A 23,268-nucleotide genomic window follows, 5' to 3' on the forward strand; every position below is an offset into this window, starting at 1 on the left:
AGGATTATAAAAATAATATTTATCTGAAGCCTACAGATAATCTACGAGGAAATTAAATCTCAATGAATGTATTTCAATATGATGAAAGGTATTATTTCTCAAAAATAATAATACCTTTCATAAAAGCTTAACTTACCGGCCAGAAAACAGGGTACGGTTAATCAGGAACCATAATTTACCCGGCTGGATGAATATTTTATGAATATTCATCATCGGCTGACCACGGAAAAAATAATTAAGAACGGTGAAAGCCATAAACTCGGTAATGACAACGCTTATCGCCGCTCCGGTGATGCCAAACAGCGGCACCAACGTTACCGTCGTTGCCAGACACACGGCCAACACACAAAACGTTTTTTTGATCAGATAACGATAACCGTTGTACTTGATGATGAATCTGTCCATTACGCTGCTCAGCACACCAAACATGGCACCAACGCTTAACAGCACCATGGGCGCAATTGCTTCGGTGTAGGCCGCGCCATAGAAATGCGCAATAAACCACGGGCCGACAAGGATGATGCCAAGGATCACACCAAGTGAGACGGCAATGACCAGCAACTGCAGTTTTTGGGCCCGCACCACGGCCACGTCAGGATCGCGTTCGGCAAACAGAGCCGGATAGAAAGAAGCCAGCAGCGCATTAGGCAAAAACACCCACGCCACTGACAACGTCATCGCGACCGAAAAAATACCCGCCTCTTTCAGGCCTAAAAACCAAGAGACGCTGAGCTGATTCAGTCGGGTGTAAATGGTAATCGCGATAACCGACATCACCAGCGAACGCCCGGCCTGAAGGATATAGCGGCTGTAACGGCGAATATGGCTCAGCCTGGGAAGCGGCGGTCGTACCTGAGAATGCCTGTGATACCAGCCAAACACGCAAATTTTAATGACGAAAGGAATAAAAGTCGCCAGTACAATCGGAATCGCCAGCAACTCAGGTTCGAGCTGGTAGTACGAAATTCCATAGCGAATGCCCAGACTGATGAGCAGACCGGTCAGATTCGCCATGACATTCAGCCTGGCATTCAACACCGCTTCGTTATAGATGTTAATCAGGTCGATAGCAGAAAACAGGCAGGCCAGCGCGGCGGCGCAGATAAAGACAAAAGCCTGAGCACTCATCTCCTCACGCATCACGATGATGCCAATCACAGACAACACGCAGTAGATGGCAAAGACCAGCATGACGGCGGGCACCATAAGCCGGATGCCAGAGCGGTGGTTCTGCGCAATGCGTTTGAGCAGAATGACGTCGCAGCCCATCATGGCAACCGACTGGATAAACTGGAATATCAGCATCGAAATCGCGATGACGCCGAACGTCACAGGCCCCACGTATTTCGCCACAAAAGAGGTGACGAACATCAGCCCAAAGACGGCAACCAGCTTCTCAATAATCATCCACAGGGAGTTTTGTAGCTTCTGTTTCACGACCGTGCCCTCAGCACATTCTGTGCGAAGTGACGCAGCCCCGATACCAGCCGCGGAGACAGAAAGAAAAAGGTGAAGTACAGGCTCCATGCATCCGGAATGACACCGGCGGCGCAATAAGCACGGTAATTTTGACGGTAGAGATCGATATATTGCTTAACAAACGCAGCGTTGAACTCCCTACTGTGCAGTGCTTTGTAAATGTGCGAAGCGGTCACCTTCAGGAACAAAAAGTAGTAAAAGCGTTCATGGGGGCGCAGCAGCAGCATTTTAATTCCTGCAAACGCCCGGACATAGGTGAAGTGTTTTTCTTTAAGATCCGAACGCGTGGCAGAGTTTCTTGATTCGACATAGTGATAAACCACACGACGGCTAAACACGACCTGCCCGTGGCGCGCAGCAGACAAATAACTGATGACAAACAACAGATCTTCAAAGTTAAAGATATCTTCACGGAAGCGCAACTGCTGCTGCTGCACGATGTCTCGGCGAAAAAACTTGTCGCAAAGACCGTGCCTGGGCGTGTGATACAGCAGTTCACTTATCGCCTTATCCGCACTCATACAGCGCTGTGTGTCGTTTTCTGTTACCTCTGACAGAGGTTCCCCATCATGAGAAAACGTACGCGATTCGCCTACGGCCAAAATTGCATCGTCCTTCATGAGCATCAGCCAGGTATCAAGTACACGTGGGGGCAGGAAATCGTCAACATCAACGAAAGAAATAAAGGTACCCTTTGCGGCGTCCAGCCCACAGTTACGCGCTGAAGAAACCCCGCCATTAGGCTTATCGATGATCAACACACCAGGATAATTCTGGTATTCATTCAACAGTTCAAGTGAATTATCGCTGGATCCATCATTCACCAGAATCAGTTCACAGCGCTCAGCCTGTGGCTGCTTAAGAATACTCTTAACGCAGCGCGCAATAAATTCGGCGCCATTGTAAACGGGCACAATAAATGACACTAAAGGGCCCTGCTGATTATTAATCATATAACCTCTGGTGTGACAAATTTATTAAAATGAAATGCAGAGAGATGGCCAGTTAGTCCCAACTATTTTTTATTTGAACAATTTTTGGCTACTCTAAATCAGTCGTATGTAGGCACATCGTCAATTTTTGTATCAAAATGTTTTAAAGAACTCCAGTGATAAAAAAAACCAAAAAAAACAAAACAATAACAGATAAATTAGGAGTATTCTGTAATTTATAAAGGACCTGGAATACCGTCTGAAATGCACAAAGGATGGTATATTCCACTTTACACAAATGCGGATCGTTTTCGCAATAAGCCGGCTCTACAAACCGCCCCACAATGCGAAATCAGGACTCTCTTAATCGTAGTCTTACGGGGAGGAAGTGGGGATTCTGTCTCAGGAATAAGAATATCCTTATAATAGCCATCAAAATGCTAAAGGCGGCATAACTAAAAAAACAGCAAAGTCCACAACTAAATAAATATATAAAGCAGAAGACGCCATCGTGTTTAATTAACGTTTAACTTCATGCATCGATGTATTGAAGATATATCGCCACGCTAAATATTCACGCGGCTGATATATCGAATACTCTTTTTTGCTTAAATGGCCTGTTTTTTTAAACATCACATTTTGGCCGGTAGCCGTCATGCTCACACGGGCCTATGAGCACGCACTATGTATTGTACCTAAATTGAAACAGGCTGAGGGCCAATCAACTGCCGCGTGACTAAGGCTGTTGTCAGCGGGCACAGTGGTTTTCAGGATCGGGGCAACTGACAACGCCCTGGCGTCGGACCATCAGTACCATTGCGCCCATCACGCCAACAGCAACAGAGGCGAGTTCCGGGCGCTGATTCGTCGCACGGCAAACGCCCTAACCTGTATGCTGATGTTTGGCGCATCCCTGGCAGCCCCCACAACCCACTGAGGTTGCCACGCTGGAAAAAGGCGTCACCTTCACGCGCGTGCTGAATCGCCGCAGCAGAACAAACACCACAGCGTTGACCATTACGACACCGATCAGGCAAAGCGCACTCACGCCAGGGTGGCTGCGGAAGCTGACGCTCTGATAAAACAGCGTGGCGACGGAATAGGCGACGTTTAAACCCCAAAAGAATGAAAACAGCATCCAGTTTCTTCCAGCCTCGCGGGCAATCGCCCCCATAACCGAGACGCAGGGCACGTAAAGCAGCACAAAAATTAAGTAGCTGTAAGCGGCAAAGCCGTTGCCAAACTTCGCACTCATCACGCCCATCTGCCTGGCATTTATTTCACTGTCTCCTTTGCTGGCCTCGATAGGATTTGCCAGCGCGCTCAGGCGAAACGCCGCTTGCAGACTGTTGCCGGTTTCTGTGAGTGCGTCGCCCAGCTCACCTAACAGATCAAAGTGCTGCGGATCAAAGGCACCGCTTTGCACATCTTCTCCGACATAGAGGCTGTTCAGCGTTCCAACCACCACTTCCTTTGCCATAATGCCGGTGACCAGGCCCACAGTGGCCTGCCAGTTATCCGGAGTGATCCCGATTGGCCGCAGTGCTGGCGTGACGACTTTGCTGGCTGAGGCCAGGGCGGACTGGTTGATATTGTCCACCGTCGATCCGTTAAACGAAAAGCTGCTGAGCAGACCGATAACCATGCTCACTAAAATGATGACCCGTCCGGCACGGATGATAAACATTTTCAGGCGCTGCCAGGTCTGGATCAGCAGGCTCTTGAGATGGGGACGATGATAGACGGGCAGCTCCATCACAAACGGAGACGCTTCTCCACGCAGCAGCGTATGTTTCAGGATCAACCCGGTGATAATCGCCACAGCAATGCCCAGCACGTAAAGGGAAAAGACCAGGCTGGCGCTGTAAGCCCCAAAAAACGTGGCGGCAAATACAGCAAAAATGGCCAGACGAGCGCCGCAGGACATAAAGGGCGCAATCAGCACCGTAAGTAAGCGCTCACGGGGTGTGTCGAGCGTGCGGGCGCCCATAACGGATGGCACATTGCAGCCAAAGCCGACGATTAAGGGAACAAAGGATTTACCGGGCAGGCCCAGCGACTGCATCAGGCGATCGATAACAAATGCCGCACGCGCCATGTAACCGGAATCTTCCAGAAAAGAGAGAAACAGATACATTAGGCCAATCTGCGGCAGAATCGGTAGCACGGTATTGATTCCGGCACCGATTCCCTGTGCCAGAAACACCGTCACCCAGTCGGGAAAGTGAAAGTGAAAACCCAGCCATTGCGTGCCATGAATAAACAGCGCCACCGAACCGCTATCGAATAGTGGCTGGAGGGCGGCACCAATATTGATCGACAGAACAAACATCAGGTACATCACACCCAGAAAAACTGGAATACCTGCCCACCGGTTGAGCACGATGCTGTCCAGTCCTTCAGTCAGCGTGCCCGGCGCCGACTGCTGAATATTACTGACGGCGGCACAGAGCGTCGCAATGGCCTGATAACGGCTGTCGGCGATCACCATCGCCGGATCGCCGCCAGCCTCCTCAACAATCTCGGGCAAATGCGCTACGGCCGCAGGACAAACCTCACGGCTGTGAACATCGCCTTCCAGTAGCTGTAACGCCAGCCAGCGCTGTTTTTGCGCGCTGATCTCGCCGGGCATCATAGCGCGGAGCCGGGAAATCGCTGCTTCGATCCCGGACGGGTACACCACCGGCGGCGGCGCGATCTCTTTTTGCCAGCTATCAATGGCGTCTTTCAGCTTAGCGATGCCGTCAGCACGGGTAGAAGTCAGGGTGACAACCGGACAGCCCAGACGGGCTGAGAGTGCAGCGATATCAATGCGAATGTTATGGCTGGCCGCAATGTCCTGCATAGTCAGCGCCACAATGCAGGGAACCCCCAGTTCCAGTAACTGAAACGTCAGGAAAAGATGGCTCTCCAGGTTTGAACTGTCGATCACGTTCACAATCAGGTCGGCGTGATCGTCAAACAGGTATCGGCAGGCGATGCTTTCATCAACAGAGCCGTCCGCCGAACAGGTGGTGAGCGAGCGGGTGCCTGGCAAATCCACCAGTCGCACATCCGTTGTGGCGGTAAAAAACTGCCCTTCTTTACGTTCGACAGTGACGCCAGCCCAGTTGCCGACGCGCTGACGTGCGCCAGTAAGCTGGTTAAACAGCGTGGTTTTGCCGGTATTTGGGTTGCCAATCAGGCCAAGAGTCAATGTTTTCATCAGCGTATTTCTTCCAGCATGACGGACGCCAGGTCCTGCTGCCTGACCGCAAGGCTCACGCGACGCGTGCGGACCTGCACGGGATCGCCCAGCGGTGCGATCCGAACGACCTCAATCAGCGTGCCGGGTAACATGCCCATAGTTAATAATTTTTGCCGCCAGGCGGGATGAATAGAATGTTGGTATCCCCTGATGCGATAGGTTGTACCTGGTGTAATTTGCATGGCCTTATCCGTTCCGGTAACAGCAGAAAGGGATTATACAAATGATAACTATTCTTGTTTATTGATCTGGATGGGCAGAACCCCAGGAAAGCAGAAATGAATGGGGTGGTGGCGATCGGGATAAGCGGGCCTGTTCAACAACGGGCCGTGGCCAGCGCAAGGCCGTGCGCTGGCCGGGTTTGTTACATGGCCGCCTGCCTGTCTGACTTAAATAAAATTAAACCTTGCTTAATACGTTCAACCTCTATAGTGTAGCGACATCGGTTTGGAACACAGACCTTATGAAAGCAGTTTTAGTAAAGCAGTCCTCAGTTCAAGCGTCATTCCCAGATGCCCTTCTTCATGAGCCTCCTCCTAAGTGCCCAATAAGTAAAATCTGCAAAACAGGCCATCTTCGTCACCTTGCGTGGCTCAAAATGAAAAGGACACATCTATGTCAACTAAAATGACTGGTTTAGTAAAATGGTTTAACGCTGATAAAGGCTTCGGCTTTATTTCTCCTCAGGACGGCAGCAAAGATGTATTCGTACATTTCTCTGCTATTCAGAGCAGCGATTTCAAAACATTAGATGAAGGCCAGAAAGTGGAGTTCTCAATCGAGAACGGCCCTAAAGGTCCTTCAGCTGGCAATGTTGTTGCTCTGTAACAGCTGATGCCCTCACGACCGCTTACGATCGCGATGATGGCAACAGCCTGAGCAGTTAAGTCGTTGTGAAAAGAACCCGCCTTGTGCGGGTTTTTTTATGCCTGTCATAAACTGCATTCGCCCTTGCGGCAGCCTTCCAGAATTTTTTTCGCCCGCCATTGCGCCTGACATCCGCTAACTTCTGCATCGCTTGCACGAATAACGCCAGTGGGAGAAAAGCGCCGGGCATCAGGTTTTCATTATTATTTCAAAGCGTTATTATATTCACGTGAAAATACAGGCATCGGGTGTGCAAAATAACGACGCATGGGCGCAAACCGTGGACCTTTTTATTATTGTCAGATCACAATAATGTATCTGATGGTACATTTTAGCCGCGCTGCCTTTTATCATTGAGACGATGTTCCCCAAGGGCTCGCTAACATCTTCTCTCTTCAGAAAAGCCGCTTTTATTTCTTAGTTATTGTCATAGATCACATTATTTAGCGCGTCACTATTAAGCTAATCATTTTAATACCGATAAACCTGTATCACCTTTTACCGGGATTACTGCAATGCTTAAAAACCTTAAAATCACGACGGGTATTGTTGCCGTGTTATTTCTGTTTAGTGCGCTATTGACCATTACGGGCTTTCTTTTTTATTCCTCTGTCAGTCAGGCCGGGCGAAATTTCTCTCATACTGAACAACTTACGCTGCAGCAACAACAGTTGAGCGACAGTGTACAAACGCTGATTAAAACCCGCGTGACGATCAGCCGCGTGGCGATTCGCTTCCTTAAAAACCAGAAAGATCCGGCGTCACTGGCGTCTATTGCCAAACTGCTGGAGGTGGCAAAACAATCCGCCGATAAAGCTGATGAGTATTTCCAGGCTTATAAGACCGCACCCGCATTACCGGGTCAGCATGCTGAGGTGACAAAAAATGTCGAGGCGGCTTACAACAAGATGCACGAAACAATGCTCGCCTCAGTAGACTTCCTGAAAAATAATAACTATCAGGGTTACGGGAATCTTGATGCGCAGGAAGCTCAGGATAATCTGGATAAGGCTTATCAGACATGGCGCAGTGCGAACTACCAGTTAATGAAGCAGATAGCCGCTGAAAACGATAGCAACTACAGTAATATGCTGTGGACGTTGCTGATTATCGCGATCATTGCCCTTGTCACCGTTGCCACTGTTTGGGCCGGTCTGAGAACCCTGCTGCTGAAACCGCTGAGCATGGCGACGGATTACATGCGTGCTATCTCTGCCGGTGATCTGACTCAGGAGATCGCCAGTGAGAGTCAAAATGAAACCGGCAGACTGCTTCGCCAGCTCGAAGAGATGCGCAGTGCGCTGGTTGTCACCATCCGCTCTGTGGATGATGCCACGCAGTCAATTTTTACCGGCGCGGCAGAAGTTTCTGCCGGCAGTACCGATCTCTCCTCGCGCACCGAACAACAGGCCGCAGCCCTTGAGGAAACCGCAGCCAGCATGGAGCAGCTCACCTCAACGGTAAAACTGAACGCGGAAAATGCTCAGCAGGCAACCACCATGGCGAAAGATGCCTCCGTGATGGCCTCGCAGGGTGGGCAAATCGTCGCGAAGGTGATCGCCAACATTGAACAGATAAGTGAAAGCTCAAAACAGATCGCCAGCATTATTGGCATTATTGACAGCATCGCCTTCCAGACCAATATCCTGGCGCTTAACGCCGCAGTGGAAGCCGCGCGTGCGGGCGAGCAGGGACGTGGTTTTGCTGTGGTGGCCGGTGAAGTGCGGTCTCTGGCCGGTCGCAGCGCCAGCGCGGCCCAGGAAATCCGCACGTTGATTGACCAGTCCACCCAGCGCGTAAACAGTGGTTCGACGCACGCCTCAGAAGCAGGCGATGTGATGGGCAGCATTGTGAATTCCGTTAACAGCGTGACGCAGTTGATGGCAGAGATTGCCTCAGCCTCGGCCGAGCAGACGCGCGGCATTGAGCAGGTGAGTAAAGCGGTATCTGAAATGGACGGCGTCACGCAGCAAAACGCCGCGCTGGTTGAAGAGTCGGCCAGTGCCGCTGCATCGCTGGAGGATCAGGCAACGCAGTTACGCCAGTCGGTAGCGGTGTTTAACACAGGCAGAACCCCGGCCGCAGGTCAGAATGTGCTGCGTAAACCATCGCTGAAGAAGCCTTTAGCGGAGAGCACTAGCGCTGGCCTGTCAGCGGAAAACTGGCAGTCCTTCTGATTGCATTGCTGCGGGGCAAGTGCCTGCCCCGCAGCATCGCGTTTTAGTGACCAGAAACGTCAATGACCTTCGTATCCTTGCCCCAACCAGATAAAAATGCTGACGAGACCAGCGCCGGATGCACGCCTGTCACCACCACATCGACTAACGCTGATGCAACAAAAGGATCGTCATCCAGCATAGTCCTGACGGCATGCTCATCGGGTGCCGCCGCTAATACCAGTCCGCCGCGCTGATGCTCCAGGGGGCCGGCAAATATCACCTTGCCTGCTTTGATATTGTCAGCCAGCCATGCTTTATGACCTGGATTGTATTTTTCTCGTTCCGCTTCAGAACGACGATAAATGAGCGTGATAACGTAAAGCATGAGCTATCCTCCGATTTATTACAGATTTAGGGACTGAATAAGCGTCGCGGCAGCATGGCGAGCGTTATCCATTTCGCGCAGCAGAATTGCTTCGCCTTTTGACGCCCCTTCTGCACGAACAAAATGAATGTTCTTGATGCCTAGAAATCCAAAAAAGGCAGAGAGATAGCGCTCCTGAAAATCCATATCTTCAAACTGACCACCGTGGTAAAAGCCGCCTCGTGCTGAAGCAATAATCACGGTTCGCCCACCGGATAATCCTACCGGACCGTTCTCGGTGTATTTGAAGGTCTTGCCTGCCTGAGCGAGCCGATCCAGCCAGGCTTTAAGCTGAGTTGGCACCGAGAAGTTATACATAGGTGCACCTACCAGGATGACGTCACTGGCAAGGAATTCCGCCACCAGGCTTTCAGATAATCGATGCTGCTGGATAACGCGCTCATCGAACACGTCTCCGTCCAGCGATCTGAATCCTGCTGCAATGGGTCCTGTAAGGTGGCTGATCTCATCCGCTACCACGTCGCGGTAAACCACGTGAGTATCCGGGTATTTTTCAGTCAGTCTGCTAGCGATATCTGCCGTCAATTGACGAGTAACGGATTGCGCTTGAAGAATACTGGCGTCGATATGAAGTAATCGGATCATGTCATTCCCCTGGTAAAGTTAACGCTACGGAGTGGTAAGGGTCCTGGCGGCGCGATCTATCAAAGCCGCAACCTGTTCAGGATGTGAAACAAGAGACATATGACTGGAGGCGATGCGCTCAATGCTGGCTCCGATGGAGGCAGCAATGCGCGTCTGGACGGCAGGCGGTAGCGCCTTGTCATCTGTGGTCAGCAAATACCATGAGGGTTTGCTTTTCCATGCGGCCCGTTTCACCTTGTCATCAAACGCCCGCGCCGCTATGGGCTGCTGGACCGCAGTCAGTTCACGCACCAGTGCTTCAGGCACGTCACCGGCCATGATCTCAGCGAAATGGTCTGCACTATCGAGCCAGATCAGTCCATGACTGTCAGCCAACATCCCTGTCATCGGGGCATGAAGTCGCTGCAACAGATCGGCGGCAGATTCACCGCTGTCAGGCACCAGCGCAGAGAGAAACACCATCCCTTTGACCTTTGGATCATTTGCCGCGTCGGCAACCACCACCCCGCCCCAGGAATGCCCCACCAGCAGCACCGGCCCCTGTTGACGCGCAATGACATGCTCAGTGGCATTGACATCATCCTGCAGCGAGGTCAGCGGATTCTGTACGGCAGTAACGTGATAGCCTTTATGCTGAAGCTGGGTAATCACGGCTTTCCAGCTTGAGCCATCGGTAAAAGCGCCGTGAACTAACACAATGTTTTTGATGGCTGCTGCCTCCGCCATGATTTGCGTGCTGAGTAACGTCAGGCCCAGCAGAACGGCGAGTTTTAAACGTATCGCTTTTCCTGTTTTTCCCCACATCCGTCTTTCCACCCATTAGCCGTTATCATGCAGACCATCGTAACCCTGTAAAAAACACCTTGTAAGATGGCGAACTGGACAATTAACATGCAAAACTCGCCATTAAGAGGAAAACGCATATGCGCATTGCGATTGTGGCGCTGGAAGGCAGCCTGTCTTCAGCGATTAACGGGTTTTGTGACACCTTATGGATTGCTCGCCAGGTTATTGCTTCCCGCCCCGACTATGCTGAACGCGTTGCCAGCACGCTGTTAGAAACGCAAATTGTCAGCGCAGATGGTCAACCGGTTCGGGATGCGCAAGGCCGATGGCTTCATGTCGATGGGGATTTTGCCCAGGCCGCTCAGGCCGACATCGTACTGGTAGGTGGAATGGCGCTCGGCAGCGACAGGTTTCCGCTTCATGCCGGTGCGGTCACGCATGCGGCGCAGTGGATAAAAAAAATGCATCAGCAGGGCGCAACGGTAGGTGCCGCCTGCGCTGGGGGTTTAGTGCTGGGCGAGGCGGGATTGCTCGATCGCCGACGTTGTACCACCACCTGGTGGCTTTTTCCTACACTGCGGGAGCGTTACCCTCACGCCCGTCCTGTCTGGGGAAAAACGCTGGAACAGCAGGACAACATTATTACCACAGGCGGCCCGCTTTCCTGGACCGCCCTCACGTTGCACCTGCTCCAGACGATGCTGGGGGCTGACATTACCAGACAGATTGCCGATATGACGGTGGCTGATGCCCAACCCTTGTCGCAACGTCTCTACGCACCGCCCGGCTTTATCAATACCCAGCACCCCTTGCTCATGCGGGCTGAAGAGATTATTCGTTATCAAAACCCCGGCATTACGGCAGAACAGTTGGCATCCGCCCTGCATACCAGCGAACGCACGCTTCACCGCAAAATGAAATCGCTGACCGGGGAAAGCCCCAAGACCTTCATCACCCGGGTAAGAATTGAAGGTGCCTGTATTCAGTTGGAAAACCCCGCCGTGAGCATTCGCAAAGTAGCGGCCGACTGCGGTTATTCGGATGAGACGAGTTTTCGTAAAGCATTTAGCCAGATGATGGAGATGACGCCGCTGCGTTATCGCCAGTGGATAGCTGCACGCGCGTCATCTGAGATCCGGTGATGAGCGGAGCGCGTGCAGCGCCGCCCAGCTGGCGTCTTTGAGGCTGCCGTCTTTACCAAACAGCAGCGGCCCGGTCGCCAGCGCGTCCCCCGCCTTCGGTGTCGCAGCCGTGCGGTGGGGCGTATCCCAAACGCCCCACGTTAAAATGGCGGCAACGCCCGCCTCCAGAACCAGTGAAAGATAGCGTTTATACAGCGCGGCAACCGCCATCGGCCGGCTCTCCATCGGCACGCTGCTGTCATCCACGTCCAGTTCGGTGATGTACACCTTCAGGCCAAGCGATTTCACGTCGCGAATAAATGCCGCCAGCCCCGGCCCAAAGGCGGGATGAGGCCCGGCTTTGAGATGAGACTGGATGCCGAGCGCGCCAATCGGAATATGTCTGGACTGCAAGTCGCGCAGCATCGCCAGTACCGCCGCCCGTTTCCTTTGCCCACTCACATCGTCACTTTCCAGCCCGTAATCGTTGTAACAGATGACCGCATGGGGATCGGCCTGGTGCAGCGCCTCGCAGGCAATATCCATATAACGCGTACCAAGCCGCTGATACCAGAAACTGTTGCGCCATCCACCAGGTTGTCCGTCGGCGAGATTGATGATTTCGTTAGCCACGTCCCAACTGTGAATCTGCCCGCGGTAGCGGCCCGCAACGGTCGCTATATGCTGCCTCAAAACCTTCTCCAGCTCAGCCTCATCAGCAATAGCCTGTACCCAGTCCGGCAGGGCGCGGTGCCAGCAAAACGTATGCCCGCGAAGCCTTATCCCCTGCTCGCGGGCAAAGGCGGCGATCGCATCGGGCCCGGCGAAATCGTAGCGATCGCGCGCGGGATGGACGGCCATCCATTTCAGCGCATTTTCCGGCACGATAATGCTCGCCTGACTCGCCACAAACTGCCGATAGTGCGCATCGGATTGCAGACTGTCGGGCCTGACGGCAAAGCCAAACAGCCGATGACTTTGCGCCGCAACAATTTTAAGGGCGGGAAAAGGTGGGATGGATGCCAGAACCGGCAACGGCAGCGCGCCCGCCAGCATCAGCGCCGCGCTGCTTTTCAGAAACCGGCGTCGGCATGGCGAGGTTGAGGTTGAGGTTGAGGTTGAGGTTGAGGTAAAGACGGTATCGGTAAGACGTAGCGCCACGATGCCTCCAGATTCCAGTGGGCAATATTCCGGCCACGTTGGCCCGGCCCCTGCTTTTTTATAGCGCCAAACGACCTCGCCGTCTGCCGCGATTCTTTGCATTCTGGTTAAGATGGGTTTCAGACTGTAAAAAATGCAAGGTCAGGTTCCGTGCCGGGAAAAGATGGCCTTATCAGCTGGCATCGGCGGCGCCTGATGGCGGGCAAAACAGATGAAAAGACGTTCCCTTTCATCTGCCCTATACGGGCTAAATTCATCTCACCCTTCTCATCCGTCTCGGCACATTGCATTCGCCTGGCGCACGGGTTGATAAGCCGAATTAAATAACGAGGATTTTCCTTTGCTAAGCTGAAAGATATACCTTATTCGTTTAACCAAGGAGAATGCTATGACGCAGCTTAAAACCCGCCAGCTCGGCAACAGTGGTATCAACGTGCCGCTTCTGACTTTTGGCGGCAATGTGTTTGGCTGGACGGTAGACGAGAAAACCTCGTTTTCCCTACTTGATGCGCTGGTTGAAAAAGGTCTGTTCTTTATTGATACCGCAGACGTCTATTCCCGCTGGGCACCAGGCAATCAGGGTGGCGAGTCAGAAACCATCATCGGCAAATGGCTGAAGAAAAGCGGCAAACGCGACAAGATCGTGCTGGCGACAAAAGTCGGTATAGAGATGTCGCCAGAGAAAAAAGGGCTGAAACCCGCCTATATTCGCCAGGCCGTGGAGGATTCCCTGCGCCGCCTGCAAACGGATGTTATCGACCTCTATCAGGCACATCGTGACGACGAATCCACGCCGCTGGCCGATACGCTGGGCACTTTCGACGCACTGGTGAAAGAAGGAAAAGTGCGGGCGCTGGGTGCATCCAATTACAGCGCGCAGCGGTTGCAGGCGGCGCTGGATATCAGCAAGCAGCAGGGGCTGGCGCGCTATGAAACCCTGCAGCCGGAATACAACCTTTACGACCGTGAAGGTTATGAAAGTGAGCTGGAGCAGGTCGCACGCGACAACCACCTTGGCGTGATCAATTACTATGCGCTGGCCAGCGGCTTTCTGAGCGGTAAATACAAGAAACCTCAGGATGCCGCGAAAAGTCAGCGCGGCCAGGGCATTGTGGATAAATACCTGAACGAACGCGGCTTGCGGATTGTTGAGGCGCTCGAAGATGTCGCCGCCTCGCATGATGCTTCGGCTACTCAGGTTGCACTGGCCTGGCTGATTGCCCGTCCGGGTATTACGGCACCGATCGTCAGCGCCACCTCCCTGCAACAGCTTGATGAACTGGTAAAGGCAACGGAACTGGCCTTAAGTAAGCAGGAGATTGAAGAACTCTCCCGCGCCAGCAAAGCCTGAGGCGAAAGGGATGCTCCGGCATCCCTTTTTTTACGCTGCCTCGCAATAAATGCCTTTTCTGTTAAAAACATATTCGTTCAGAGAGAGCTGTCACACTTGCGTTAATTACTTATTATCTTGACGTTATATACGCACGGATTTGCAAAAATTGACATTTAGTCAGCATTATTCTCTGCCCTGTCAATTACTGTCATTCACACAAGAATAATGATTATGAATATGCAAAAAGCAGTGCAGTTTATGCCTCGCCTGGCCGCGGGCACCCTGATGTTTACGATGCTAAGCGCCTCCGCGCTGGCCGCCGATGCCTTCAGCTACGATTCACCTTATCTGTTTGGTGACTGGAAAGGTTCGCGAACACAGCTGGAACAAGACGGCATTAAATTAGACGTTAATTACACCATGGAAAGCGCCGCTAATCTGGGCGGCGGCGCCGATACCCATACCTCAATGCGTTACAGCGATCAGTGGGCTTTCGGGGCCAATTTTGACCTGCAAAAACTCCTCGACTGGCAGGATACTCAGTTCCAGGTGACCATCACCGATCGTAATGGTCGCAACATCTCCGATCAGGTTGCCGACCGTCGCACCGGGATGCTCTCTTCGACACAGGAAGTCTACGGCCGCGGCCAGACCTGGCGACTGACGCAGTTCTGGTTAAGCAAAGGCCTTTTCGATAACACAGTGAATGTTAAAGCCGGCCGCGTCACCGTCGGAGAAGACTTCGATAATTTCGACAGCAAGTTTCAGAACCTGGCATTCGGCAGCGGTCAGGCCGGTAACTGGCGCGGCGATCGCTGGTTTAACTGGCCGGTATCCCAGTGGGGCGGACGGGTGAAGGTTAACTTTACCCCTGAGGTCTTTTTCCAGGTTGGTTTTTATAATCAGAACCGCGCGAACTACGACCGGGGCGACGGCTTCCGTCTTGATACCAGCAATTCTGAAGGCAATCTGGTGCCGGTCGAACTGGGCTGGAAACCGACTTTCGGACCGGAGAAGCTGCCGGGTAATTATCGCATCGGCTACTACTACTCGTCGGCAAATGGCGATAACTACGGCAGCTGGCGTGATGGCGCCTACCAGAGCAAAGACCATGCCTACGGCGGCTATGTGCTGTTACAGCAGCAGCTTACGGCACAAGGCGGTGATGCCAGCCGTGGCCTGGGCGTCAGCCTTCAGGCGGTCATGAACGATCATAAAACCTCTAAAACAGATAACTACCAGTCCATCAGCTTCACCTGGAAAGGGCCGTTTGATGCCCGTCCGCAGGATGAGATGGGTGTGGGGGCCGCGCGTATTCACGTTAACAGCGCCTATACCCGCTCGCTGCGTGCGCAGAACGATGCCAGCGGCCAGACTGACTTTACGAGTCCAACCTACCTGCCCATCCAGGAGGGGTCGGAATACAATTATGAGATTTACTACAACGCCCAGTTGACCAGGTGGCTGCAGTTGCGTCCTAACCTGCAATACGTTGTTGCGCCGGGCGCCGTCAGTGAGGTGAAAGATGCCTTTGTGGGTGGAATCAGCGCTAACGTGAACTTCTGATTCCGCCTTCATGCCAGCCGGGCAGGTGACCGCATCCGGCTGGCTGGTTTTATCGTGCACGTGGCAGCGCCCCGGCGTGCCGCGCTGGCTCACCTGGCCCCGTGCGAGTGACCTCCCCTTCCTCTGCCAGCAATATGCGCAATATTTTGCAAATCATGCCTCATGTGATGCGATATAACCGTATCACACGCGTTCAGACTGTCAGGAAAAAAATGAAAACCTACGTCAGCAAAGCTTTCTCAGCCGAAAAGGCCTGGGGCGCCCTCGACATTGCTAATTTTGGAGGCACAACCGTGCGCCTTCACTGGACAGACAGGCCTTACAAATGGCATATCAATGATGGCCAGGAAGTGTTTGCCGTTATGGATGGTTGCGTTGACATGCATTACAAGGAAGCGGGAGAAACGAAGACAATTCGTCTCGAAACGGGCGATATTTTCTATGCCAGTATCGGTACCGAGCATGTCGCCCATCCCCAGGGTGAAGCGCGAGTGCTGGTGATCGAAAAAGAAGGTTCAGTCTAATTCTGCTAGATTGCCCTTCTGCCCGTCGGGCTGAGGGCAATCCACCACACCTTCTACTAGGACCGTCGCCATGAATGCGTTAATCAGTCTTGAGGATCTGGGGCCACGCATCTGCATTATGGGGCCGTCTAACAGCGGAAAATCAACGCTTGCGACCGCGATCTCACATCACACCGCCCTGCCTGCCATTCATCTTGACCAACTTTATCACCTGCCCAATACCCACTGGCAGCCAAGAGAGAAGGCTGAGTTTTTGCATTTACATCATCAGGCTATTCACCGGGATTGTTGGGTAATGGACGGCAACTACACAGCCTGTCTTAACGAACGACTGGCGCGAGCAACCGGCTATATTCTGCTTGATGTCCCAATGCCCGCCAGCTTGCTGCGTTACGTCAGACGTTGTTACGCCAGTGCCAACCGGCCGGGCGCACTTGAGGGCAGTGTGGATAAGGTGAACTGGGCGATGATAAAGCACATCGCGTTGATAACGCCGGGAAACCGCAGGCGCTATAAAACGCGCTACCCGCACATCGATCTGCCCAAATGCTTTTTGCAGGGCACAAAGGCGATTGATGAGGCTTACAGGCGCTGGAATTTGGCTGTGTAATCCGCGTATTCTTGTTCGGGATCGGTCGTGTCTGGCCCGGTTGTATGGTGGGAGGCGTTGCGCCTTACCGCGTCCGGTTCAGCCAACCTGGCCTCTGCCGGTGAAGCGCGATGTCCGGTCGTTTTTATTCTGATGACAATGCCCTTTCGCGACGCTAACAGGCAGGGAGACAGTGAAATGGAAATAATACTGGCAGAAGACAGCCACGTTCCGGCAATACAACAGATTTACGCCCATCACGTATTACAGGGCACGGGCAGTTTTGAAATCGTCCCGCCCGACGAGGCAGAGATAGCCAGCCGGCTGGAGAAACTTCGCGCCGCCGGGCTGCCCTGGTTCGTCGCCCTCAGTGAAGGACAGGTTTGTGGCTACTGTTATCTGGGCTTTTACCGGCCCCGTTATGCCTATCGTTTCACCCTGGAGGATTCCCTGTATATTGCGCCCGCGTTCCAGGGAAAGGGCATTGGCAAACGCCTGCTGGCCCATGCTATTCACTGGGCTGAGTCCCGCGGCTTTCGCCAGATGGTGGGAAACGTAGGTGACAGTGCCAATGTGGCCTCTATCGCCCTGCACCGTGCCGCCGGTTTTACCGTGACCGGCACATTAACGTCGGTGGGGTTCAAGCATGGCCGCTGGCTGGATACGGTGCTGATGCAGCGCACGCTCGGTGACGGAGACAGCACGCTACCTGAAAACTAAGCCTGGCTCGGCAGGCCGGGCGTTTTCAGGCGGTGAAGCCCAGCTCTTCTGAAATGGCCTGCGCCGTGGCAACCACCTTCGCCATCAGATGCTTCGCGCCAATCTGCTGCAGCTTGGCCGTCGGCAGGGATACCGAAACCGCATAAGGGACACGCTGCTGAATATCGAACACCGGTGCCGCAATGCAGGTGACGCCCAGTTCATTTTCTTCGCGATCCATCGCGGTGCGCTGCTGAAGAATATCGTTGAGTTCCTGCTGCATCTCGGGCAGCGTGGTAATGGTATTTTTCGTCAGTTGCTCAATGCTGTCCTGATGGTTTTGCCAGTATTGCAGCAGGTACTCTTCGCTGCCCCAGGCCAGAAAAATTTTGCCCATGGCTGAACAGTAGAGCGGCATATGCTGACCGATGTAGGCGCGGGTGCGCATCATGCCCGTAGTAGGTTCTAACTTGTTGATCAAGACAACGTGATCGTCTTCGCGGCTGGAGAAGTTCACGGTTTCACCCACGTCCAGGTTGAGTTTTTCCAGATGTGGCCCTGCAACGTGAATAATATTGAGCGACGACAGCGCCTTCTGACCGACTGAAATAAACTTGGTGGTTAAGCGGTAACTCCCGGGCGAAGGTGCCTGGGTCACGTAACCGCTGCTGTGCAGCCCCTGCAACAGGCGATGTACGGTGCTTTTGTTCATTCCAGACAGTTCAGCAAGATGGGCTAGCGGGCAACCGTTAGGATAATTACTTAACAATTCTATTAACTGCAGGCCACGAAACAGGCTTTGTGTCCCTAAGGGTTTATCGCTCTTCGTTTCCTTTGCTTTATCCACTTTCACCGCCATCCACCGACCCTCTCCATTTCTCACTTCCTGAACGCGCTAACGCATGATGTTAACTCAAGGCTTACCGACAGGGAATCTTTAGCTTTTTAGTGTGGTCGGGCGCACGCTTCTCGTCGTGACAGAAGTGCGCTGTTCATCACAAATTCAAAACAATATTTTAACTTACTGTTTCTTATAGATAAATATCCACCCTCCTTCTTTGCTTTTCCCCGGCGTCAGGAATACTATTTTTTGGAATAGTATTTCACATATTGAAATTAGCAACGAGCGGTCGCCGCTCTTGCTGCCGATACTCACCAGGCGTCACGGGAGGCAGAAATGCAACCTCATCCGGATAAACCGGTTCTTACACTCAGCCATATCACCAAACGCTTTGGCGGCAACCCCGCGGTTAATGATGTGAGTCTGGACGTCTTCCCCGGCGAGGTGGTGGCGCTGCTGGGGGAAAACGGCGCAGGTAAATCCACCCTGATCAAAGTGCTGGCTGGCGTGTATACCAGCGATGAGGGCCAGATTACCTTTCAGGGAAACGTCACGGCATCCGCCGCCGCGTTGAAAACGGCAACCAGCCAGCCCATCGCGTTTATTCACCAGGACCTGGGGCTGATTGAGTGGATGACCGTGGCGGAAAATATGGCACTGGTGATGGGATTCAACCGCCGCTTTGGCCTGGTCAACTGGCGGGCGGTGCGTGAGCGGGCGCGTTCGGCGCTGGAGGAAGTCGGTATTCAGCTGGACCCCGATGCCCGCGTGTTTGAACTGTCGCGGACAGAGAAATCGCTGCTGGCCATCGCCCGTGCCGTCGCGGTCAACGCCGAAGTGCTGGTGCTGGATGAGCCCACCGCCTCGCTGCCCGCCAACGACGTGCGCCACCTGTTTGGCGTGATTGAACGCCTGAAAAGCCGCAACGTCGGCATGATTTACGTGACACATCGCCTGGATGAGGTGATCGAAATTGCCGACCGTATTTGCGTGATGCGAGACGGTAAACGCGTTGCGGAAGGCGTCACGGCAGATTACAAGCTTCACGATCTGGTGGAAATGATTGTGGGCGAGGCGCTGGAGAGTAACCAGCGCCTCGCGCTGCCCGAGGCGCGGCCGCCGGTGCTGTCGCTGAATCAGCTGTGCATTGACGAAGTCGGGCCGGTTTCTTTTAGCCTGCAGCCAGGCGAGATGCTGGCGCTGGCAGGACTGCGCGGAGCCGGTCAGGAAGAAATAGGCCGAATGCTGTTTGGCCTGAAGCAGGCCACCAGCGGACAGGTTATTTTTCGCGACAACCCCTGCCACCCACGCTCTCCCCGTGAGGCGATGGCAGCGGGCATCTCACTGGTGGCAGGCGACCGCACGGGCGAAAGTCTGGTGATGTCGATGAGCGTGCGTGAAAACCTGTTTATTAATCCCTGCGCCAGCGGTCATCGGCTGATATCGCACTATGGTCGCCGCGCCGAGGTAGGCGCCAGCTGGTGGAAAGTCCAGCTGTTCGACGTGCGTCCCAAAGACGTCAACCTGGATATCAGCGCCCTGTCCGGCGGCAACCAGCAGAAAGTGGTCATGGCCCGCTGGATGCACCTCAACGCGCCGCTACTGATTCTTGAAGATCCTACCGCTGGCGTGGATGTCGGCGCACGCGAAGAGATTTATCACCTGCTCAATAAAGCCCTCGCCGAAGGCGTGGCGGTGCTGGTGATTTCCAATGACCTTGAAGAAATTGCTCATATCTGCAACCGCGCGCTGGTGTTTAACCGGGGCCAGGTGGTGGGTGAGCTGAGAAATGAACAGGTTACGTTTGCAGGTTTACTGGAGCTGGCCTCGGCCAGTTCTGCTGCTCCATTAGCTACCGTCTGAACAGGCAGTCAGGAGAAACGAAATGTCTAAAACCTCGGTGAAGTCCACCGCGCTCGAACAACGGGTCAGCCTTGCTCAGCATGGCTTTGCGCCGTGGTCGATGCAGATCCTCACCCGCTACGGGCTACTGCTGTTATGTGTGCTGTTAGCGTTACTGTTTTCAGTTCTGTCCCCCACCTTCGCTTCGATGTTGACCGTACAGGCGATTCTGTCCAGTAAGGCAAAAATTGCGCTGCTGGCGCTGGCGGCCACCTTGCCAATGATCGTTGGCAAAATCGACCTCAACGTCGGTTTTGGCATCGTGCTGTGGCACATCCTGGCCATTACGCTGCAGGTGGAATATGGCTTTTCCTGGCAGATGGCGGTGCTGACAGTGCTGGTGTTGTCGGCCCTGTATGGCCTGCTTAACGGCATCCTGGTCGCGCTGGCAGACATTGACAGCTTCGTCGCCACGCTGGGCTCCGGGACGGTGCTGTATGCGATTGCGCTGTGGCACTCCGGCGGCCGACAAATTGTGGGTGATTTACCGGATGCGTTCAGCGCGCTGCACAGCACGGAAATCCTTGGCATTCCGATTGGCGCATTCTATGTGCTGGGCCTGGCGCTGGCGTTATGGCTGGTCACCGAGCATACGCCGCTGGGAAGATGCATGTATGCCGTGGGCGGTAATCCCGTCGCGGCACGCCTCAACGGCATCGCCGTTAATAAGTACGTCATTGGATCCTTTATCGCCTCCAGCGTCATTACCGGCTTCAGCGGCGTGCTGATTGCCGCAGAACAGGGCGTCGGCCAGGCCAGCGTCGGGATGGATTACCTGCTGCCTGCCTTAGTGGGCGCCTTTCTGGGCAGCACCACCATTCGTCCGGGACGGGTTAACGTTTGGGGCACCGTAGTGGGCATCGCCATTCTGGCTATTGGTATCGCCGGTATTCAGCAGTTTGGCGGCGCCTTCTGGGTTGAACCCTTATTTAACGGTGCCACGCTGTTGCTGTCGATTACGCTTGCCGGCTACGCCCAGCGTCGCCGTATGTTGAACCAAAAAGCTGTCGTGCGCAGTCAGAGCACGCCAGCAACAACACCTGACCCACAGCAAAAAACCATCACACCAGGGAACTCATTATGAAAAATCCGGTATTTGGTCTTTCTCTCGTTGCCATGCTGGTCGCCTCACTGCCCGCTCATGCAGACAGCTACCTGGAACAGGCCACCGCGGCCGTCGCCAAAGCCACGTCCAGCGCCACCACCTGGGACGGCCCTACCACGGGGCCGAAACTCCAGGCGAACAAGAAACTGATTTTTATCGCCTCAGATATGAAAAATGGCGGTGTACAGGGGGTTCAGCAGGGGCTGAGCGAGGCGGCGAAAGTGGCGGGCTGGAAGCTGGATACGCTGGACGGTGCGGGATCGGTGAAAGATCAGCTTGCCGCGCTGAATCAGGCTATTGCCCAGCGCCCTGACGGCATCATTATTGGCGGCTGGAACCCCAACGTCGCCAAAATGCCGCTCAAAAAAGCGGTCCAGCAAAAGATAGTGCTGATGGCCTGGCATGCGGAGCCACAGCCAGGCCCGATTAAGCAGTACGGCATTACGGATAACATTACTTCTGACTCAAATGAGGTTGCCCGCCTGGCGGCACAGTACGCGGTGGTGAAATCAGGCGGTAAAGCTCAGGTCATCATCTTTACCGACTCGCTGTACAAAATCGCGCTGGATAAAGCCAATGCGATGAAGCAGGAAATTGAAAAGTGCAGCGAGTGTAAGGTCATCGACTTTATTGACACGCCGCTGGCCGATACCTCTAACCGTATGCCGTCGCTCACCTTCAGCTTGTTACAGAAGTACGGCGACCGCTGGCAGTACTCGCTGGCGATTAACGATCTCTATTTTGACTTCATGGCACCGGCGCTGAAAACCGCAGGCAAGGGGGGCAAAAACGCGCCATACAATATCTCTGCGGGCGACGGGTCTGTCTCGGCCTTCCAGCGTATTCGCAATGGTGAAAGCCAGTCGGCAACCGTGGCAGAACCGTTAAAACTGCACGGCTGGCAGTTGCTGGATGAGTTCAACCGCGCCTTCGCTGGCCAGCCGCCTTCCGGCTATGTCACGCCTGCGCACTTAATTACTCAGGAAAATATTAGCCGGGATGGCGGACCGCAAAATAACTACGACCCCGAAAACGGTTATCAGCAGCACTATAAAACCATTTGGGGCGTGAAGTAACGGAGGCCAGCAGCATGCAGGTAGAAAAACTGTGTTCCCCTGCCATCTGGGCCGAAGGCCCGGTATGGCTGCCGCAGCACGATGCGGTGGTATTCAGCGATGTCAAAGGCAACCGCATGTACTGCTGGCAGCGCAACGGTGAGCTCAGCATCTGGCGTCATCACGCTAACTATGCCAACGGCAATGCCCGGGATGGGCAGGGACGCGTAGTCAGCTGCGAACACGGCCGCCGGGCTATCAGCCGGACCGAACTGGATGGCACGGTCAACGTGTTGATCGACAAAGTAGAGGGCAAGCGCTTTAACTCGCCCAACGATCTGGCGATCCGCGCCGATGGCACCATCTGGTTTACCGATCCGCCTTACGGGATCGTTAACGATCACGAAGGCTATCTGGCCCCGAGTCAGGTGATTGGCTGCTATCTCTACTGCTTCGATCCCGCCTCCGGGCAGCTCAGTATTGCGGCCAGCGATCTGCAACGGCCTAACGGGCTGGCGTTTTCGCCCGACGAGAGCCTGCTGTATGTTGCCGATATGTCGGTGGTGGACTTTCCAACTCTGGGGCGCCACCAGCTCCGGGTCTATCAGGTTAAAGGACGCGAGCTGTCGCCCGGCCAGTTTTTTGCCGATGTCACGCCGGGCTTCCCGGACGGATTCTGTGTCGATTCTCACGGCGACATTTACTGTAGCTGCGCAGACGGCGTGATTATTTTTAACCCTGACGGAGAGCGCAAAGGCAAAATTCCGATCCCTGAAACGGTATCCAACTGCACATTGGGTGGGCCGGATAATAATGAACTCTATATCACCGCAAACACGTCGCTCTACCGGGTAAGGCTGCCCTAAGCCGTC

21 protein-coding genes are annotated in these 23,268 nt (G+C 53.9%); 12 read left to right on the forward strand and 9 right to left on the reverse strand.

Annotated elements, in window-relative coordinates:
- Positions 1-132 precede the first annotated feature (132 nt).
- The 4 genes from P9J57_RS18795 to feoA all read right to left on the reverse strand — a co-directional run bounded on the left by P9J57_RS18795 (position 133) and on the right by feoA (position 5,840).
- Positions 133-1,437 carry an oligosaccharide flippase family protein gene (locus tag P9J57_RS18795; RefSeq protein ID WP_014606871.1) on the reverse strand — a complete coding sequence of 435 codons (1,305 nt, stop codon included), beginning with the start codon at positions 1,435-1,437 and terminating at the stop codon, positions 133-135.
- Positions 1,434-2,432, reverse strand: coding sequence for a glycosyltransferase family 2 protein (locus tag P9J57_RS18800; RefSeq protein WP_015701205.1), 999 nt, complete (start codon positions 2,430-2,432; stop codon positions 1,434-1,436). The genes P9J57_RS18795 and P9J57_RS18800 overlap by 4 nt, the downstream gene beginning before the upstream one ends.
- Positions 2,433-3,294: 862 nt before the next feature.
- Positions 3,295-5,616 (reverse strand): Fe(2+) transporter permease subunit FeoB, encoded by a 2,322-nt coding sequence (gene feoB / locus P9J57_RS18805; protein WP_110286563.1) that lies wholly within the window; start codon positions 5,614-5,616, stop codon positions 3,295-3,297.
- Entirely contained in the window at positions 5,616-5,840 is a 225-nt protein-coding gene (gene feoA, locus P9J57_RS18810; protein WP_013024283.1) for a ferrous iron transporter A, read from the reverse strand. Before feoA ends, feoB begins: the two co-directional genes overlap by 1 nt.
- A 433-nt stretch (positions 5,841-6,273) precedes the next feature.
- On the opposite strand from feoA, the gene cspE reads away from it, so the two are divergent.
- Positions 6,274-6,486: a transcription antiterminator/RNA stability regulator CspE gene (gene cspE / locus P9J57_RS18815; RefSeq protein WP_014606872.1), complete on the forward strand. Its 213-nt coding sequence runs from the start codon at positions 6,274-6,276 to the stop codon at positions 6,484-6,486.
- 554 nt (positions 6,487-7,040) lie between these two features.
- Positions 7,041-8,702, forward strand: a complete 1,662-nt coding sequence (locus tag P9J57_RS18820; protein ID WP_013024281.1) for a methyl-accepting chemotaxis protein — start codon at positions 7,041-7,043, stop codon at positions 8,700-8,702.
- 43 nt (positions 8,703-8,745) lie between these two features.
- On the opposite strand, the gene P9J57_RS18825 is transcribed toward P9J57_RS18820, so the two are convergent.
- From P9J57_RS18825 to P9J57_RS18835, 3 genes are read right to left on the reverse strand one after another with little or no spacing between them, the layout of a single operon-like run.
- Positions 8,746-9,069: a YciI family protein gene (locus P9J57_RS18825; protein ID WP_013024280.1), complete on the reverse strand. Its 324-nt coding sequence runs from the start codon at positions 9,067-9,069 to the stop codon at positions 8,746-8,748.
- Positions 9,070-9,087: 18 nt separating this feature from the next.
- Positions 9,088-9,714 (reverse strand): FMN-dependent NADH-azoreductase, encoded by a 627-nt coding sequence (locus P9J57_RS18830; protein ID WP_013024279.1) that lies wholly within the window; start codon positions 9,712-9,714, stop codon positions 9,088-9,090.
- 24 nt (positions 9,715-9,738) lie between these two features.
- On the reverse strand, positions 9,739-10,518 hold the full coding sequence (locus tag P9J57_RS18835) for an alpha/beta fold hydrolase (RefSeq protein ID WP_014595134.1): 780 nt from the start codon (positions 10,516-10,518) through the stop codon (positions 9,739-9,741).
- 119 nt (positions 10,519-10,637) lie between these two features.
- On the opposite strand from P9J57_RS18835, the gene P9J57_RS18840 reads away from it, so the two are divergent.
- Positions 10,638-11,642, forward strand: a complete 1,005-nt coding sequence (locus tag P9J57_RS18840) for a GlxA family transcriptional regulator (protein ID WP_013024277.1) — start codon at positions 10,638-10,640, stop codon at positions 11,640-11,642.
- Here P9J57_RS18840 and P9J57_RS18845 read toward each other — a convergent pair.
- Positions 11,625-12,782: an endo-1,4-beta-xylanase gene (locus tag P9J57_RS18845; RefSeq protein WP_275241636.1), complete on the reverse strand. Its 1,158-nt coding sequence runs from the start codon at positions 12,780-12,782 to the stop codon at positions 11,625-11,627. The genes P9J57_RS18840 and P9J57_RS18845 overlap by 18 nt on opposite strands.
- 388 nt (positions 12,783-13,170) lie before the next feature.
- Here P9J57_RS18845 and P9J57_RS18850 point away from each other — a divergent pair, with 388 nt between their 5' ends.
- The 5 genes from P9J57_RS18850 (at position 13,171) to P9J57_RS18870 (ending at position 17,514) form a co-directional block, all read left to right on the forward strand.
- Positions 13,171-14,133: an aldo/keto reductase gene (locus P9J57_RS18850; protein ID WP_013024275.1), complete on the forward strand. Its 963-nt coding sequence runs from the start codon at positions 13,171-13,173 to the stop codon at positions 14,131-14,133.
- 207 nt (positions 14,134-14,340) lie between these two features.
- Positions 14,341-15,681 (forward strand): carbohydrate porin, encoded by a 1,341-nt coding sequence (locus P9J57_RS18855; RefSeq protein ID WP_110286565.1) that lies wholly within the window; start codon positions 14,341-14,343, stop codon positions 15,679-15,681.
- A 212-nt stretch (positions 15,682-15,893) separates the two neighbouring features.
- Positions 15,894-16,205 (forward strand): cupin domain-containing protein, encoded by a 312-nt coding sequence (locus P9J57_RS18860; RefSeq protein ID WP_072404336.1) that lies wholly within the window; start codon positions 15,894-15,896, stop codon positions 16,203-16,205.
- Positions 16,206-16,275: 70 nt separating this feature from the next.
- Positions 16,276-16,815 (forward strand): P-loop NTPase family protein, encoded by a 540-nt coding sequence (locus tag P9J57_RS18865; RefSeq protein ID WP_013024272.1) that lies wholly within the window; start codon positions 16,276-16,278, stop codon positions 16,813-16,815.
- 177 nt (positions 16,816-16,992) lie between these two features.
- On the forward strand, positions 16,993-17,514 hold the full coding sequence (locus P9J57_RS18870) for a GNAT family N-acetyltransferase (protein ID WP_031283310.1): 522 nt from the start codon (positions 16,993-16,995) through the stop codon (positions 17,512-17,514).
- 25 nt (positions 17,515-17,539) lie between these two features.
- Here the strand turns inward: P9J57_RS18870 and P9J57_RS18875 are convergent, their stop codons facing one another.
- Complete coding sequence (locus P9J57_RS18875) at positions 17,540-18,352, reverse strand: IclR family transcriptional regulator (protein ID WP_014595130.1); 813 nt, start codon at positions 18,350-18,352, stop codon at positions 17,540-17,542.
- 318 nt (positions 18,353-18,670) lie between these two features.
- Here P9J57_RS18875 and P9J57_RS18880 point away from each other — a divergent pair, with 318 nt between their 5' ends.
- From P9J57_RS18880 to P9J57_RS18895, 4 genes are read left to right on the forward strand one after another with little or no spacing between them, the layout of a single operon-like run.
- Positions 18,671-20,197, forward strand: a complete 1,527-nt coding sequence (locus P9J57_RS18880; protein ID WP_013024269.1) for a sugar ABC transporter ATP-binding protein — start codon at positions 18,671-18,673, stop codon at positions 20,195-20,197.
- A 22-nt stretch (positions 20,198-20,219) separates the two neighbouring features.
- Entirely contained in the window at positions 20,220-21,320 is a 1,101-nt protein-coding gene (locus tag P9J57_RS18885) for an ABC transporter permease (protein ID WP_013024268.1), read from the forward strand.
- Positions 21,317-22,417 carry an ABC transporter substrate-binding protein gene (locus tag P9J57_RS18890; protein ID WP_013024267.1) on the forward strand — a complete coding sequence of 367 codons (1,101 nt, stop codon included), beginning with the start codon at positions 21,317-21,319 and terminating at the stop codon, positions 22,415-22,417. The genes P9J57_RS18885 and P9J57_RS18890 overlap by 4 nt, the downstream gene beginning before the upstream one ends.
- Positions 22,418-22,431: 14 nt before the next feature.
- A complete protein-coding gene (locus P9J57_RS18895; RefSeq protein WP_014595129.1) occupies positions 22,432-23,262 on the forward strand; it encodes an SMP-30/gluconolactonase/LRE family protein in 831 nt (276 codons plus the stop codon).
- Positions 23,263-23,268 lie beyond the last annotated feature (6 nt).

The sequence above is a fragment of the Pantoea sp. nfd-35 genome (assembly GCF_056892255.1).